Source organism: Rhizobacter sp. P1_G5 (assembly GCF_056405435.1).
In genome coordinates this window covers 1-14,407 of record NZ_JBFUCB010000090.1, presented here as the reverse complement: position 1 = coordinate 14,407, position 14,407 = coordinate 1, and the positions used below count along the sequence as shown (strand labels likewise).

The window sequence follows — 14,407 nt, the reverse complement described above, 5'->3', positions numbered from 1 at the left end:
GGGCGGCAGCAGCGGGCTTCGCGGCCGGCTTCGCCGGGGTGGCGGGATCGGCAGCCATCGCGGCAGCCGAGGTCAGGCCAACGGCCAGTGCGAAGGCATTGGCAAGAAAGAGGTTGCGGGACATCGTGTCGCTCCAACGGGTTGTGAGAAGGAGCGATTGTGGAGGTTGGTGGTGGCACACATCGGGCTGCAACCCCCGTCTTTGAAACAATTTGAAGGCTTGTTGCGCACTTGCCGCGCGAGGGCGTGGAAAACATCACAGGCCCTCCGCGAAGAAGGCCTGCCGCACCTCGATCGGCAGCGGTTGCCCGGTGCGGGCCGCGCGCTCCAGCACATGCCAGTAGTAGCGGTAGCTCGCCCGGTCATGCAGCGTGTCGCGGTGGCTGGTGGGCGCCCAGCGGGCCGCCTGGGCCGCCATCAGGATCTCGGTCGCGAGGTCGGTCTCGGCGGCGGTCGGCGCGAACGCGTCGACGATGGTGCGGACCTGGTCGGGGTGGATGCTCCACATGCGCAGGTAGCCGAGCTGGCGCGCGGCCTTCGTCGCAGCGTTCTGCAGCAGATCGAGCTTGCGGAACTCGGTGACGACGCAGTGCGACGGCACCTTGCCATGGCCGTGACAGGCGGCCGAGATCTCCAGCTTGGCGCGCAGCACCAGCGGGTGCTCGAACTGGCCGGTGGCGCTCATCGCCTGGTGGCCGATCGCGCCGCGGTGCGCCGAGACGAAATCCATCAGGCCGAACGACAGCGATTCGATGCGCGGGTGCGCGGCGATCGCGTCGACCTCGCGCAGCGCGCCGTGCGTCTCGACCAGCGCGTGGATCGGGATCTGCCGCTCGAGGCCGTGGCGCACGCCCGCGGCGTCGATCGACGAGATCGCGGCCTGCAGCTGCGCGAGGCTCTCGACCTTGGGCACCATCAGGTAGGCCAGCCGGGTGCCGGCCTGCTTGACCAGCGTGTCGACGTCGGCATCGAAGGCGGCCTCGTCCGGCGCATGCACGCGGGCGCCGACGCGGCCGTGGCGGTTGGCGGCCGACATCACGAACGACGCGACCATCTGCGCATGCTCGGCCTCGCCGCCGACCGGCGCGCCATCCTCGCAATCGAGCGTGATGTCGAACACCGGCCCGAGCTCGGCCTGCAGCGCGAGGCTCTTGTGCATGCGGGCCTCGACGCCGGCATAGTGGTCGCAGACGGGCAGGGCGGGCAGCACGTCGCCGGCGCCGAACAGGATCTCGCGCGGATGCTGGTTCATCAGGCAGCCTTCGTCGCGACGATGAACAGCCGCGGGAACGCCAGCAGCAGCCGGCCGTCGGCGTGCGCCGGGTAGGCCTCGGCGATGCGCCGGGTGTAGGCCTCGAGGAACGAGGCGCGCAGCGTGGGCGGCAGCGGATCGATGAACGGCTTCAGCCCGGTGGCGCGCACCCATTCGACGATTGCGGCGGCGTCGGCCATCGGGTGCTGGTAGGCGGTGCGCCACACCTGCACCCGCGCGGCCAGCGGCGCGAGCAGGTCGTAGTAGCCGCCGACGCCGAGCATCGGCGTGCGCTTGCGGTCGGCATCGCCGATCGGCTCGGCCCAGGGCGCGAGCGCGGCGGTCTCGCGCATCAGCCGGTGCGTGGGCTCGTCGCGGTTGTCGGGCATCTGGATCGCGAGCGTGCCGCCCGGCGCGAGCTCGGCGAACAGCCGTGGCAGCAGCGCCGCGTGGTCGGGCACCCATTGCAGCGAGGCGTTCGCGTAGATCAGCGCGGCGGGCGAAGTGGCGGATGACGTCGCGCGCCAGGTGGAGATGTCGCTCAGCTCGAAGCGGCAGCCCGGAAGGCGCTCCCGGGCGCTGGCGAGCATCGCCTCGGAGGTGTCGGTGCCGACGACCTGCGCGCCGGGAAAGCGATGGACCAGCAATTCGGTCGAGTTGCCCGGCCCGCAGCCGAGATCGAACACCGGACCGGCCGGGATGGCATCCACCTGCGCCAGCAGGTCGCGCGCCGGGCGCGTGCGCTCGTCCTCGAATTGCTTGTACAGGGCTGGATTCCAGTCGCTCATCGCTTGCTCCGTAGCGGTCGAGCCGAAAAAAAGGCCGGATGCAGTCCGGCCTTCTCTCGGGCCCGCAGCCGTGCTTACAGAAGGTGCTTGACGCCTTCTTGTTCCTCTTGCAGTTCCTTGAGGGTCAGGTTGATGCGCTCTTGCGAGAACGCGTCGATCGCCAGGCCCTCGACCAGCTTGTACTCGCCGCCGGCGGTGGTGACCGGGAAGCCGAACATCGTGTCCTTCGGGATGCCGTACTGGCCATCGGAGGCGATGCCCATCGTGACCCACTTGCCGTTGYTGCCCAGCGCCCAGTCGCGCATGTGGTCGATCGCGGCGTTGGCGGCCGAGGCGGCCGAGCTCAGGCCGCGTGCTTCGATGATCGCGGCACCGCGCTTGCCGACGGTCGGCAGGAACGTGTCCTTGTTCCACACGTCGTCGTTGATCAGTTCCTTGACCGACTTGCCGTCGATCGTCGCGAAGCGGTAGTCGGCGTACATCGTCGGCGAGTGGTTGCCCCACACGGCCAGCTTCTCGATGCTCGACACCGGCTTGCCGGTCTTGGCGGCGATCTGCGACGCGGCGCGGTTGTGGTCCAGGCGCAGCATCGCGGTGAAGTTCTTGCGCGGCAGGTCGGGCGCGCTCTTCATCGCGATGTAGGCGTTGGTGTTGGCCGGGTTGCCGACCACCAGCACCTTGACGTTGCGCGATGCGACGGCATTCAGTGCCTTGCCTTGCGCGGTGAAGATCTGCGCGTTGGCGGCCAGCAGGTCCTTGCGTTCCATGCCGGGACCGCGCGGGCGGGCGCCGACCAGCAGCGCGTAATCGGTGTCCTTGAAGGCGGTGTTGGCATCGCCGTGCGCTTCCATGCCGGCCAGCAGCGGGAACGCGCAGTCGTCGAGTTCCATCATCACGCCCTTCAGCGCCTTTTGGGCCTTCTCGTCGGGGATCTCGAGCAGTTGCAGGATCACCGGCTGGTCCTTGCCCAGCATCTCGCCCGAGGCGATACGGAACAGCAGGACATAGCCGATCTGGCCGGCGGCACCGGTGACGGCAACGCGAACGGGTTTCTTGCTCATGAGGAGTCTCCGCAGGGTTCAGTGGTGCCTGAAGTGTAGGGCGAGTCTAGGTGTCGACCCACCCCCTTGTCAATGATCTTATGTCTTATATAAGACATCTTCCATCAGTCATGGACGACAGGGGGCGAGCTGTGCTGCAATCGCGGTCTCATGGCCGCCTCGATCCCCTCCCTTTCTGCTGCTGCCGCTGCCGGCGAAGCGCCCCCCGCCGATGCCGGCGGGCCGGCCTTCAGCCCGCTGTACCAGCAGATCAAGGCGCTGATCACGCGCAGCCTGCAGGGCGGCGAATGGAAGCCCGGCGAGGCGATCCCGAGCGAGATGGAGCTGGCCGCGCGCTACAAGGTGAGCCAGGGCACGGTGCGCAAGGCGATCGACGCGATGGCCGACGAGAACCTGCTGGTGCGCCGCCAGGGCAAGGGCACCTTCGTCGCGACGCATGCGGAAGAGAAGATCCAGTACCGCTTCCTGCGCCTGATGCCCGATGACGGCGAGATCGGCGGCGCGACACGCCATGTCATCGATTGCCGCCGCCAGCGGCCGAATGCCGAGATCGCCCGCGCGCTGGAGCTGAAGGCCGGCGACGCGGCGATCCAGATCCGCCGCCTGCTGCAGTTCAAGCGCGTGCCGGTCGTGCTGGACGACATCTGGCTGCCGGCTGCGCTGTTCAAGGGGCTGACGGCCGAGCGCCTGACCGACTACCGCGGGCCCTTGTACGGCCTGTTCGAGACCGAATTCGGCGTGCGCATGATCCGGGCCGAGGAGCAGTTGCGGGCGGTGGCGGCCGATGCCGGCGCGGCCGAACTGCTGGGCGTGCCGGTCGGCGAGCCGCTGCTCAGCGTGGAGCGGCTGTCGCGCACCTATGGCGACAAGCCGGTCGAGCTGCGGCGCGGCCTCTACAACACGCGCTCGCATTACTACAGGAACGAACTCAGTTAGCCGTGTCGCCGCGCCCGAAGTTGGTCGCGAAGGCGCATCATTTGCCGCGGTCACTTCTCCGACCCCCACGAGAATCTGCTGCGTTGCAATAAAATCCTTCGGTTTCGTCTCGATTACACAAGGTGGGTATGACAGAGATTTCCAAGCCAATCTCCTCACGGAGGCCAGGAACGATGCGTCTGATCGACGCCACCCAGTACCGGCTGCCCCTTGCGGGCTGGGTGTCCATCCTGCACCGCGTCAGCGGCCTGCTGATGTTCGTGCTGCTCCCGTTCATCATCTGGATGTTCGACACCAGCCTCACCTCCGAGGTCTCGTACTCGCAGTTCACCGGCGTCTTCATGGGCGGCTACGGCTTCGTGCCGGCCTGGTTCATCAAGCTGGTGACGCTCGCGCTGATCTGGTCCTACCTGCATCACTTCATCGCCGGCGTGCGCCACCTGTGGATGGACGCGACGCACTCGGTCAGCAAGGAATTCGGCCGCCAGTCGGCCCTCGTCACGCTGGTGCTGAGTGTCCTGCTGACCCTCGTGCTCGGCTGGAAGCTGTTCTTCTGAGGCGCCACACCATGACACAAAACTTTGGTTCGAAGCGCCTGGTCGTCGGCGCGCACTACGGCCTGCGCGACTGGATGGCCCAGCGCGCCACCGCACTGGTGATGGCGCTGTTCACGGTCGCGCTGATCGTGCAGGTGCTGCTGCCGGGCTCGATGGGCTACGACAAGTGGGCCGGCATCTTCTCGCGCCAGTGGATGAAGGTGCTGACCTTCGTCGTGATCGTCTCGCTGGCCTACCACGTGTGGGTCGGCGTGCGCGACGTGCTGATGGACTACGTGAAGCCGGTCGGCGTGAAGCTGGCCCTGCAGGTGCTCACGCTGGTGTGGCTGGTCGGCTGTGCCGGCTGGGCGATTCAAGTGCTCTGGAGACTGTGACGTGAGCTTTTCCTCTTCCTCGATCTCCAAGCGCAAGTTCGACGTCGTCATCGTCGGCGCCGGCGGCTCGGGCATGCGTGCCTCGCTGCAGCTGGCCCGTGCCGGGCTGAACGTCGCCGTGCTGTCCAAGGTGTTCCCGACCCGTTCGCACACGGTGGCCGCGCAGGGCGGCATCGGTGCCTCGCTCGGCAACATGTCCGAAGACAACTGGCACTACCACTTCTTCGACACCGTGAAGGGTTCCGACTGGCTCGGCGACCAGGACGCGATCGAATTCATGTGCCGCGAGGCGCCGAAGGTCGTSTACGASCTCGAGCACWTSGGCATGCCKTTCGACCGCAACCCCGACGGCACSATYTACCAGCGCCCSTTCGGCGGCCACACCGCCAACTACGGCGARAAGCCGGTGCAGCGCGCCTGCGCCGCCGCCGACCGCACCGGCCACGCGATGCTGCACACGCTGTACCAGCAGAACGTCAAGGCGCGCACGCACTTCTTCGTCGAGTGGATGGCGCTCGACCTGATCCGCGACGCCGAGGGCGACGTGGTCGGCGTCACCGCGCTCGAGATGGAGACCGGCGAGCTGCACATCCTCGAAGCCAAGACCGTGCTGCTGGCCACCGGCGGCGCGGGGCGCATCTTCGCGGCCTCGACCAACGCCTTCATCAACACCGGCGACGGCCTGGGCATGGCGGCRCGCGCCGGCATCCCGCTCGAGGACATGGAGTTCTGGCAGTTCCACCCGACCGGCGTGGCCGGTGCCGGCGTGCTGCTGACCGAGGGCTGCCGCGGCGAGGGCGCGATCCTGCGCAACAGCGACGGCGAGCGCTTCATGGAGCGCTACGCCCCGACGCTGAAGGACCTGGCGCCGCGCGACTTCGTCTCGCGCTGCATGGACCAGGAGATCAAGGAAGGGCGCGGCTGCGGTCCCAACAAGGACTACGTCGTGCTCGACATGACCCACCTCGGCTCCGAGACGATCATGAAGCGCCTGCCCAGCGTGCTGGAGATCGGCCACAACTTCGCGAACGTCGACATCACGAAGGAGCCGATCCCGGTCGTGCCGACCATCCACTACCAGATGGGCGGCATCCCGACCAACATCCACGGCCAGGTCGTGGTGCCGAAGGACGGCGACCCGAACGCGGTGGTCAACGGCCTGTACGCGGTCGGCGAATGCGCCTGCGTCAGCGTGCACGGCGCGAACCGCCTGGGCACGAACTCGCTGCTCGACCTGCTGGTGTTCGGCCGCGCGGCCGGCAACCACATCGTCGATTCGGCGCTGAAGACCCAGGCCCACAAGCCGCTGCCGGCCGATGCGGCCGAGCGCACGCTGGCCCGCCTGAACAAGTACGAGGCGAGCAGCGGCGGCGAATACGCGCAGGACGTCGCCAACGACCTGCGCAACTCGATGCAGAAGCATGCCGGCGTGTTCCGCACGCAGGCGACGATGGACGAAGGCGTCGAGCAGGTCAAGGCGATCGCCGAGCGCGTGAAGAACATCCACCTGGCCGACAAGTCCAAGGTGTTCAACACCGCCCGCATCGAGGCGCTGGAAGTCGAGAACCTGATCGAGGCGGCGCTCGCCACGATGATCTCGGCGGCCGCCCGCCACGAGAGCCGCGGCGCGCACACCGTCAACGACTACGCCGATTCGCCGGAATTCCCGAACGGCCGCAACGACAAGGTGTGGATGAAGCACTCGCTGTGGTACAGCGAGGGCAACCGCCTCGACTACAAGCCCGTGAAACTGACCCCGCTGACGGCCGAGTCGATTCCGCCGAAGGTCCGCTCGTTCTGAGCCATCGCCACGAGAACGTCGAAAGCATTTCATGACCAAGCGTGTTTTCCAGATCTACCGCTACGACCCCGACACGGATTCGAAGCCCCGCATGCAGACCCTCGAGGTCGAGCTCGACGGCAGCGAGCGCATGCTGCTCGATGCGCTGATGAAGCTGAAGGCGGTCGACCCGACGATCAGCTTCCGCCGCTCGTGCCGCGAAGGCGTCTGCGGTTCGGACGCGATGAACATCAACGGCAAGAACGGCCTCGCGTGCCTGACCAACATGCGCACGCTGCCCGASGTCRTCRTGCTSAAGCCSCTGCCGGGCCTGCCGGTGGTGCGTGACCTGATCGTCGACATGACGCAGTTCTTCACGCAGTACAACTCGATCAAGCCCTACCTCGTCAACGACATGCCGCCGCCCGAGAAGGAGCGCCTGCAGTCGCCGGAAGAGCGCGAGGAACTGAACGGGCTGTACGAGTGCATCCTGTGCGCGAGCTGCTCGACGAGCTGCCCGAGCTTCTGGTGGAACCCCGACAAGTTCGTCGGCCCCGCCGGGCTGCTGCAGGCCTACCGCTTCATCGCCGACAGCCGCGACCAGGACACCGGCGCCCGCCTCGACAACCTCGAGGATCCGTACCGCCTGTTCCGCTGCCACACGATCATGAACTGCGTCGACGTCTGCCCGAAGGGGCTGAACCCGACGAAGGCGATCGGCAAGATCAAGGAACTGATGGTTCGTAGAGCCGTCTGAACTCGACATGACCGACACGCTGCTCGACGAACGTGCCCTCAGCAAGCTGCGCTGGCGTTGCCGGCGCGGCCTGCTCGAGAACGACCTGTTCGTCGAGCGGTTCTTTGCGCGTCATGAATCGGCGTTGACAACCCGGCAGGCCGAGGGGCTGACCCTGCTGATGGATCTGTCCGACAACGATTTGCTGGACCTGTTGCTCGCCCGCAAGGAGCCCGATGGCGACCTGCGGCGCGACGACGTGCTCGAAGTGCTGCAGCTGATGCGCGCCAGGCACTGAAGGCGTGTTTTCAGTCTCATAACCTGCCCTGCTTGAAGGAATGCTCATGACCCCGTCCGACGTGAAAGCCACCCTGTCGTTCTCCGATGGCAGCCCTGCGATGGACCTGCCGGTCTACAAGGGCACGATCGGCCCGGACGTCATCGACATCCGCAAGCTCTACGCGCAGACCGGCAAGTTCACTTACGACCCCGGCTTCCTGTCGACCGCGTCGTGCCAGTCGACCATCACCTACATCGACGGTGACAAGGGCGAGCTGCTGTACCGCGGCTACCCGATCGAGCAGCTCGCGACCAACTGCGACTACCTCGAGACCTGCTACCTGCTGCTGAACGGCGAGCTGCCGAACGAGACCGAGAAGGCCGACTTCGTCAAGACGGTGACCAACCACACGATGGTCAACGAGCAGATGCAGTTCTTCCTGCGCGGCTTCCGCCGCGACGCGCACCCGATGGCGGTGCTGACCGGCCTGGTCGGCGGGCTGTCGGCCTTCTATCACGACAGCACCGACATCAACAACCCGAAGCACCGCGAGATCTCGGCGATCCGCCTGATCGCGAAGATGCCGACGCTGGTGGCGATGGCCTACAAGTACGGCATCGGCCAGCCGTACATCTACCCGAAGAACGACCTGTCGTACTCGGGCAACTTCATGCGCATGATGTTCGCGACGCCGTGCGAGGAGTACGAGCCGAACGAGGTGCTGGTGCGCGCGATGGACCGCATCTTCATCCTGCACGCCGACCACGAGCAGAACGCGTCGACCTCGACGGTGCGCCTGTGCGGTTCGTCGGGCACCAACCCGTTCGCGGCGATCGCGGCCGGCGTGGCCTGCCTGTGGGGCCCGGCCCACGGCGGCGCCAACGAGGCGGCGCTGAACATGCTCGAGGACGTGCAGAAGATGGGCGGCGTCGAGAAGATCGGCGAGTTCATCAAGCAGGTGAAGGACAAGAACTCCGGCATCAAGCTGATGGGCTTCGGCCACCGCGTCTACAAGAACTACGACCCGCGCGCCAAGCTGATGCGCGAGACCTGCCACGAGGTGCTGAACGCACTGGGCCTGCACAACGACCCGCTGTTCAAGCTCGCGATGGAGCTCGAGAAGATCGCGCTGGAAGACGAGTACTTCGTCGCCCGCAAGCTGTACCCGAACGTCGACTTCTACTCGGGCATCGTGCAGCGCGCGATCGGCATCCCGGTCAGCCTGTTCACCGCGATCTTCGCGCTGGCCCGCACGGTCGGCTGGATCGCCCAGCTGAACGAGATGATCGGCGACCCGGAGTACAAGATCGGCCGTCCGCGCCAGCTATTCCACGGTGCCACGCAGCGCAATGTGAAACCCATTGCGCAGCGAAACTGAGCCCGCCGGCAAAGCAGCCTGAACTCCACCCTGCGAAAACCCCGGCCTGGCGCCGGGGTTTTTCATTGTTCAGCGCCTAAAATCGTTGATTCGCCAGAGTCTCACCTGGAAGCCACCATGGCCCGCACSCTCTACGACAARATCTGGGACGARCACGTCGTCCACACCGARGAMGACGGCACMGCCRTCCTCTACATCGATCGCCACCTGGTGCACGAAGTCACCAGCCCGCAGGCGTTCGAGGGCCTGGACCTGGCGCACCGCAAGGTGTGGCGCCTGTCGGCCAACCTGGCGGTCAGCGACCACAACGTGCCGACCACCGACCGCTCGCACGGCATCGCCKACCCGATCTCGAAGCTGCAGGTCGACACGCTGGACGCCAACTGCGACCGCGTCGGCATCACGCAGTTCAAGATGAACGACAAGCGCCAGGGCATCGTCCATGTGATCGGCCCGGAGCAGGGCGCCACGCTGCCGGGCATGACGGTGGTCTGCGGCGATTCGCACACCTCCACGCACGGTGCGTTCGGCGCGCTGGCGCACGGCATCGGGACCAGCGAGGTCGAGCATGTGCTGGCCACGCAGACGCTGCTGGCGCGCAAGGCGAAGAACATGCTGGTCAAGGTGGAAGGCACGCTGGCGCGCGGCTGCAGCGCCAAGGACATCGTGCTCGCCATCATCGGCAAGATCGGCACCGCCGGCGGCACCGGCTACACGATCGAGTTCGCCGGCAGCGCGATCCGTGCGCTCAGCATGGAAGGCCGCATGACGGTSTGCAACATGGCRATYGARGCSGGCGCCCGCGCCGGCCTGGTCGGCGTCGACGACACCACCATCGCCTATGTGAAGGGCCGCCCGTTCACGCCCAGCGGCCTCGAGTGGGACCACGCCGTCGCCTACTGGCGCACGCTGCACACCGACGCCGGTGCGCACTTCGATGCCGTCGTCGAGCTCGACGCGTCGACCATCCGCCCGCAGGTCACCTGGGGCACCTCGCCCGAGATGGTGCTGTCGATCGACGACCGCGTGCCCGACCCGGACCGCGAGAAGGACAGCGGCAAGCGCGGCGCGATGGAGCGTGCGCTGCAGTACATGGCGCTGGAGCCGAACAAGCCGATCACCGACATCCTGATCGACAAGGTGTTCATCGGCTCGTGCACCAACTCGCGCATCGAGGATCTGCGCGAGGCCGCGGCCGTCGTGCGCCGCATCGGCGGCAAGCTGGCGAAGAACGTCAAGCTCGCGCTGGTGGTGCCGGGGTCGGGCCTCGTGAAGGAGCAGGCCGAGCGCGAGGGCCTGGACGTGGTCTTCCGCGGCGCCGGCTTCGAATGGCGCGAACCGGGCTGCTCGATGTGCCTCGCGATGAACGCCGACCGGCTGGAGCCGGGCGAGCGCTGCGCGTCCACGTCGAACCGCAACTTCGAGGGCCGGCAGGGCGCCGGTGGCCGCACCCACCTGGTCAGCCCGGCGATGGCGGCCGCGGCCGCGATGCAGGGCCATTTCGTCGACGTGCGTCGCCTGTCCTGAGGAGACACTGACCATGCAAGCCTTCCGCATCCACACCGGCCTGGTCGCCCCGCTCGACCGCGAGAACGTCGACACCGACGCGATCATCCCGAAGCAGTTCCTGAAGTCGATCAAGAAGTCCGGGTTCGGCCCGAACCTGTTCGACGAATGGCGCTACCTCGACCACGGCGAGCCCGGCCAGGATCCGGCCAGCCGCAAGCGCAACCCCGATTTCGTGCTGAACCAGCCGCGCTACCAGGGCGCCTCGGTGCTGGTCACGCGCAAGAACTTCGGCTGCGGCTCGTCGCGCGAGCATGCCCCCTGGGCGCTTGACCAATACGGCTTCCGCGCGATCATCGCGCCGAGCTATGCCGACATCTTCTTCAACAACTGCTTCAAGAACGGCCTGCTGCCGATCGTGCTGCCCGAGCACGAGGTGAGCCGCCTGTTCGACGAGGTGAACGCGTTTGTCGGCTACAAGTTGACGATCGACCTGGACCGCCAGGTCGTCCAGAGGCCGGGCGGGGAGGTGATCCCTTTCGACGTCCAGCCCTTCCGAAAATTCTGCCTGCTCAACGGCTTTGACGACATCGGCCTCACGCTGCGCCATGCCGACAAGATTCGTGCGTTCGAAGCAGAGCGCCTGTTGCAGAAGCCCTGGCTGGCCCAGCGCGTCTGATCCAAGAAGGAATTGATTCGTGAAGATTGCGATCCTGCCGGGTGACGGCATCGGGGTGGAGATCATGGCCGAGGCCGTCAAGGTGCTCGGCTGCCTCGACCTGCGCTTCGAGACCGAGAGCGCCGAGGTCGGCGGCGCGGCCTATGCGGCCCATGGCCACCCGCTGCCCGAGGCCACGCTCGCGCTGGCCAAGTCGGCCGACGCAGTGCTGTTCGGCGCCGTCGGCGACTGGAAGTACGACAAGCTCGAGCGCCACCTGCGCCCGGAGCAGGCCATCCTCGGCCTGCGCAAGAACCTGGAGCTGTTCGCCAACTTCCGCCCGGCGATCTGCTACGAGGAGCTGACGCATGCGTCGACGCTGAAGCCCGAGGTGGTGGCCGGCCTCGACCTGCTGATCATCCGCGAGCTGACCGGCGACATCTACTTCGGCCAGCCGCGCGGCCGCCGGAAGTCGCCCGACGGCGCGTTCGCCGGCGCCGACGAGGCCTTCGACACGATGCGCTATTCGCGCCCCGAGATCGAGCGCATCGCGCATGTCGCGTTCYAGGCGGCGCGCAAGCGCAACAAGAAGGTGCTGAGCGTCGACAAGGCCAACGTGCTGGAGACCTTCCAGTTCTGGCGCGACGTCGTCACCGAGGTGCATGCGCAGTACCCCGACGTGGCGCTGGAGCACATGTACGTCGACAACGCGGCGATGCAGCTGGTGAAGGATCCGAAGCGGCTCGACGTGATCGTCACCGGCAACATGTTCGGCGACATCCTCAGCGACGAGGCGGCGATGCTGACCGGCTCGATCGGCATGCTGCCGTCGGCCTCGCTGAACGCGAAGAACCAGGGGCTGTACGAGCCCAGCCACGGCTCGGCTCCGGACATCGCCGGCAAGGGCATCGCGAACCCGCTGGCCACCATCCTGTCGGCGGCGATGATGCTGCGCTTCAGCCTGAACCAGGAAGCCGCGGCGCTGCGCATCGAGGCGGCTGTCAAGGCGGTGCTGGCCAAGGGGCTGCGCACCGCCGATATTCACAGTGAAGGCACCACGAAGGTGGGCACGAAGGAGATGGGCGACGCTGTGGTCGCCCACCTGAAAGCGAACGGCTGACCCGACGCTTTTTCGACGAAACCCTTCACGAACGAATTCAACGGACAGGACAGAAAGATGGCAACGAGATTGGTCGGCCTGGTGGGCTGGCGAGGCATGGTGGGGTCGGTGCTGATCGACCGCATGGCGCAAGAGAACGACTTCGAGCTGATCGAGCCGGTGTTCTTCAGCACCAGCAATGCCGGCGGCAAGGCGCCCGCCTACGCGAAGAACGAGACCACGCTGCAGGATGCGAACGACATCGAGGCGCTCAAGCGCTGCGACATCGTCATCACCTGCCAGGGCGGCGACTACACCAACGAGGTCTACCCGAAGCTGCGCAACGCCGGCTGGAACGGGCACTGGATCGATGCGGCGTCGTCGCTGCGCATGAAGGACAACGCCGTCATCGTGCTCGACCCGGTCAACATGCCGGTCATCAAGAACGCACTGGCGGCCGGCCAGCGCGACTGGATCGGCGGCAACTGCACCGTCAGCTGCATGCTGATGGGCGTGGGCGCGCTCTACAAGGCGGGCCTCGTCGAGTGGATGAGCACCCAGACCTACCAGGCGGCTTCGGGCGGCGGCGCGCAGCACATGCGCGAGCTGCTGACGCAGTTCGGCACGCTGAACGCCGAGGTGCGCCCGCTGCTCGACGACCCGAAGAGCGCGATCCTCGAGATCGACCGCAAGCTCGTCGCGAAGCAGCGCTCGCTGTCCGAAGCGGAGATCGCCAACTTCGGCGTCCCGCTGGCCGGCAGCCTGATCCCGTGGATCGACAAGGATCTCGGCAACGGCATGAGCAAGGAAGAGTGGAAGGGCGAGGCCGAGACCAACAAGATCCTCGGGCAGGGCACGGGCTTCGGCACGCCGCCCATTCCGGTCGACGGCTTCTGCGTGCGCATCGGCGCGATGCGCTGCCACAGCCAGGCGCTGACGTTCAAGCTCAAGAAGAACGTGCCCCTGGCCGACATCGAGGCCTTGATCGCCAACGACAACGCGTGGGTCAAGGTCGTGCCGAACACGCGTGAGGCGACGATTACGGACCTGACGCCGGTGTCGGTGACCGGCACGCTGACGATTCCCGTGGGACGCCTGCGCAAGATGGCGATGGGGCCGGAATACCTCGGCGCCTTCACGGTCGGCGACCAGTTGCTGTGGGGCGCGGCCGAACCGCTGCGCCGCATGCTGCGGATCCTGCTGGGTCAGTGACCGGCGGAAATTCCGTTGGAGTGACAGAGAGTTACCAGTGAAGACGGAGTGTTCTGTTGCGTTGCCGTACTGCAACAGGACACTCCCCAGAAGCCCCGAATCCCGTCTCTGGCGGGAACGTCAGCCAATGCATGAGCTTGTCTTCGTATCTAGTTGATGTTATTGTGTTTTCTACTGCGCCTGGGGTGCGTGCTGGTTTCTCAAGAAGAACGACGCCAATCGACGGGAGCCTGTGCACTGCCCGCCACCTCCACTTGGGAGACGCCTTGAAAAGAAATTCGTTGTTCGCTCGCCGCTTTGCTCTGACCGGCGTGGCCATCGCTGCCATGTGTCTGTCTGCCACCAACGCCTGGGCGCTCGGCCTCGGGCGGCTGGCGGTCCAGTCGGCGCTTGGTGAAACCCTCCGCGCGGAAATCGAGGTCACGAGCCTGACGCCCGAAGAGGCGTCGAACCTGAACGTGCGCATCGCGCCGCCGGAGTCGTACCGCGCCGCGGGCGTCGACTACAACCAGGTGCTGCCGGCCACGCAGGTCTCGCTGCAGCGCCGTCCCGACGGCCGCGCCTTCCTGAAGGTCACGAGCGATCGCGCCGTGCAGGAGCCCTTCGTCGACGTGATCCTCGAGATCACCTGGTCGACCGGCCGCCTGGTGCGCGAGTACACGATGCTGTTCGACCCGCCGTCGACGCGCAACCTGGCTGCTGCGCCGGCACCGGCTCCGGCCACGTCGCCGGCGCTGTCCCCGGCGGCCGAAGCGGCTGCCGCCGCGACGCCAGCGCCCGCGCCGCGGGC

The 14,407-nt window shown here is 66.8% G+C and carries 15 protein-coding genes; 12 read left to right on the top strand and 3 right to left on the bottom strand.

All coding sequences use genetic code 11. The annotated features are described in order from the left end of the window. Positions 1-256 precede the first annotated feature (256 nt). The 3 genes from AC1D12_RS09305 to AC1D12_RS09295 form a co-directional block, all read right to left on the bottom strand. A complete protein-coding gene (locus AC1D12_RS09305) occupies positions 257-1,252 on the bottom strand; it encodes an HpcH/HpaI aldolase/citrate lyase family protein (RefSeq protein ID WP_477826305.1) in 996 nt (331 codons plus the stop codon). Then, a complete protein-coding gene (gene tam / locus AC1D12_RS09300) occupies positions 1,252-2,040 on the bottom strand; it encodes a trans-aconitate 2-methyltransferase (RefSeq protein WP_477826306.1) in 789 nt (262 codons plus the stop codon). Before tam ends, AC1D12_RS09305 begins: the two co-directional genes overlap by 1 nt. Positions 2,041-2,114: 74 nt before the next feature. Continuing rightward, positions 2,115-3,101 carry a malate dehydrogenase gene (locus tag AC1D12_RS09295; protein ID WP_477840062.1) on the bottom strand — a complete coding sequence of 329 codons (987 nt, stop codon included), beginning with the start codon at positions 3,099-3,101 and terminating at the stop codon, positions 2,115-2,117. A 150-nt stretch (positions 3,102-3,251) separates the two neighbouring features. Here AC1D12_RS09295 and AC1D12_RS09290 point away from each other — a divergent pair, with 150 nt between their 5' ends. From AC1D12_RS09290 to AC1D12_RS09235, 12 genes are all read left to right on the top strand, one after another. Then, complete coding sequence (locus tag AC1D12_RS09290; RefSeq protein ID WP_047511240.1) at positions 3,252-4,037, top strand: GntR family transcriptional regulator; 786 nt, start codon at positions 3,252-3,254, stop codon at positions 4,035-4,037. Positions 4,038-4,165: 128 nt separating this feature from the next. Next, positions 4,166-4,594: a succinate dehydrogenase, cytochrome b556 subunit gene (sdhC, locus tag AC1D12_RS09285; RefSeq protein WP_477828618.1), complete on the top strand. Its 429-nt coding sequence runs from the start codon at positions 4,166-4,168 to the stop codon at positions 4,592-4,594. A gap of 11 nt (positions 4,595-4,605) precedes the next feature. Next, positions 4,606-4,968: a succinate dehydrogenase, hydrophobic membrane anchor protein gene (gene sdhD / locus AC1D12_RS09280; RefSeq protein WP_047511244.1), complete on the top strand. Its 363-nt coding sequence runs from the start codon at positions 4,606-4,608 to the stop codon at positions 4,966-4,968. 73 nt (positions 4,969-5,041) lie between these two features. After that, positions 5,042-6,769 carry a succinate dehydrogenase flavoprotein subunit gene (sdhA, locus tag AC1D12_RS09275; protein WP_477840064.1) on the top strand — a complete coding sequence of 576 codons (1,728 nt, stop codon included), beginning with the start codon at positions 5,042-5,044 and terminating at the stop codon, positions 6,767-6,769. 31 nt (positions 6,770-6,800) lie between these two features. Beyond that, a complete protein-coding gene (locus tag AC1D12_RS09270; protein WP_477840059.1) occupies positions 6,801-7,505 on the top strand; it encodes a succinate dehydrogenase iron-sulfur subunit in 705 nt (234 codons plus the stop codon). A gap of 7 nt (positions 7,506-7,512) precedes the next feature. Further along, complete coding sequence (locus AC1D12_RS09265; protein WP_047511252.1) at positions 7,513-7,782, top strand: FAD assembly factor SdhE; 270 nt, start codon at positions 7,513-7,515, stop codon at positions 7,780-7,782. A 46-nt stretch (positions 7,783-7,828) separates the two neighbouring features. Beyond that, positions 7,829-9,142: a citrate synthase gene (gene gltA / locus AC1D12_RS09260; protein WP_465114467.1), complete on the top strand. Its 1,314-nt coding sequence runs from the start codon at positions 7,829-7,831 to the stop codon at positions 9,140-9,142. Between the two features lie 117 nt (positions 9,143-9,259). After that, on the top strand, positions 9,260-10,669 hold the full coding sequence (gene leuC / locus AC1D12_RS09255; protein ID WP_477840058.1) for a 3-isopropylmalate dehydratase large subunit: 1,410 nt from the start codon (positions 9,260-9,262) through the stop codon (positions 10,667-10,669). Positions 10,670-10,682: 13 nt separating this feature from the next. Further along, positions 10,683-11,327 carry a 3-isopropylmalate dehydratase small subunit gene (leuD, locus tag AC1D12_RS09250; RefSeq protein ID WP_465114469.1) on the top strand — a complete coding sequence of 215 codons (645 nt, stop codon included), beginning with the start codon at positions 10,683-10,685 and terminating at the stop codon, positions 11,325-11,327. Positions 11,328-11,346: 19 nt separating this feature from the next. Continuing rightward, positions 11,347-12,426 carry a 3-isopropylmalate dehydrogenase gene (gene leuB / locus AC1D12_RS09245; RefSeq protein ID WP_477840055.1) on the top strand — a complete coding sequence of 360 codons (1,080 nt, stop codon included), beginning with the start codon at positions 11,347-11,349 and terminating at the stop codon, positions 12,424-12,426. Positions 12,427-12,483: 57 nt separating this feature from the next. Continuing rightward, complete coding sequence (asd, locus tag AC1D12_RS09240; RefSeq protein WP_477840052.1) at positions 12,484-13,617, top strand: aspartate-semialdehyde dehydrogenase; 1,134 nt, start codon at positions 12,484-12,486, stop codon at positions 13,615-13,617. Between the two features lie 326 nt (positions 13,618-13,943). Beyond that, positions 13,944-14,407: type IV pilus assembly protein FimV (locus AC1D12_RS09235; RefSeq protein WP_477840050.1), on the top strand; the 464-nt coding region annotated here is incomplete at its 3' end.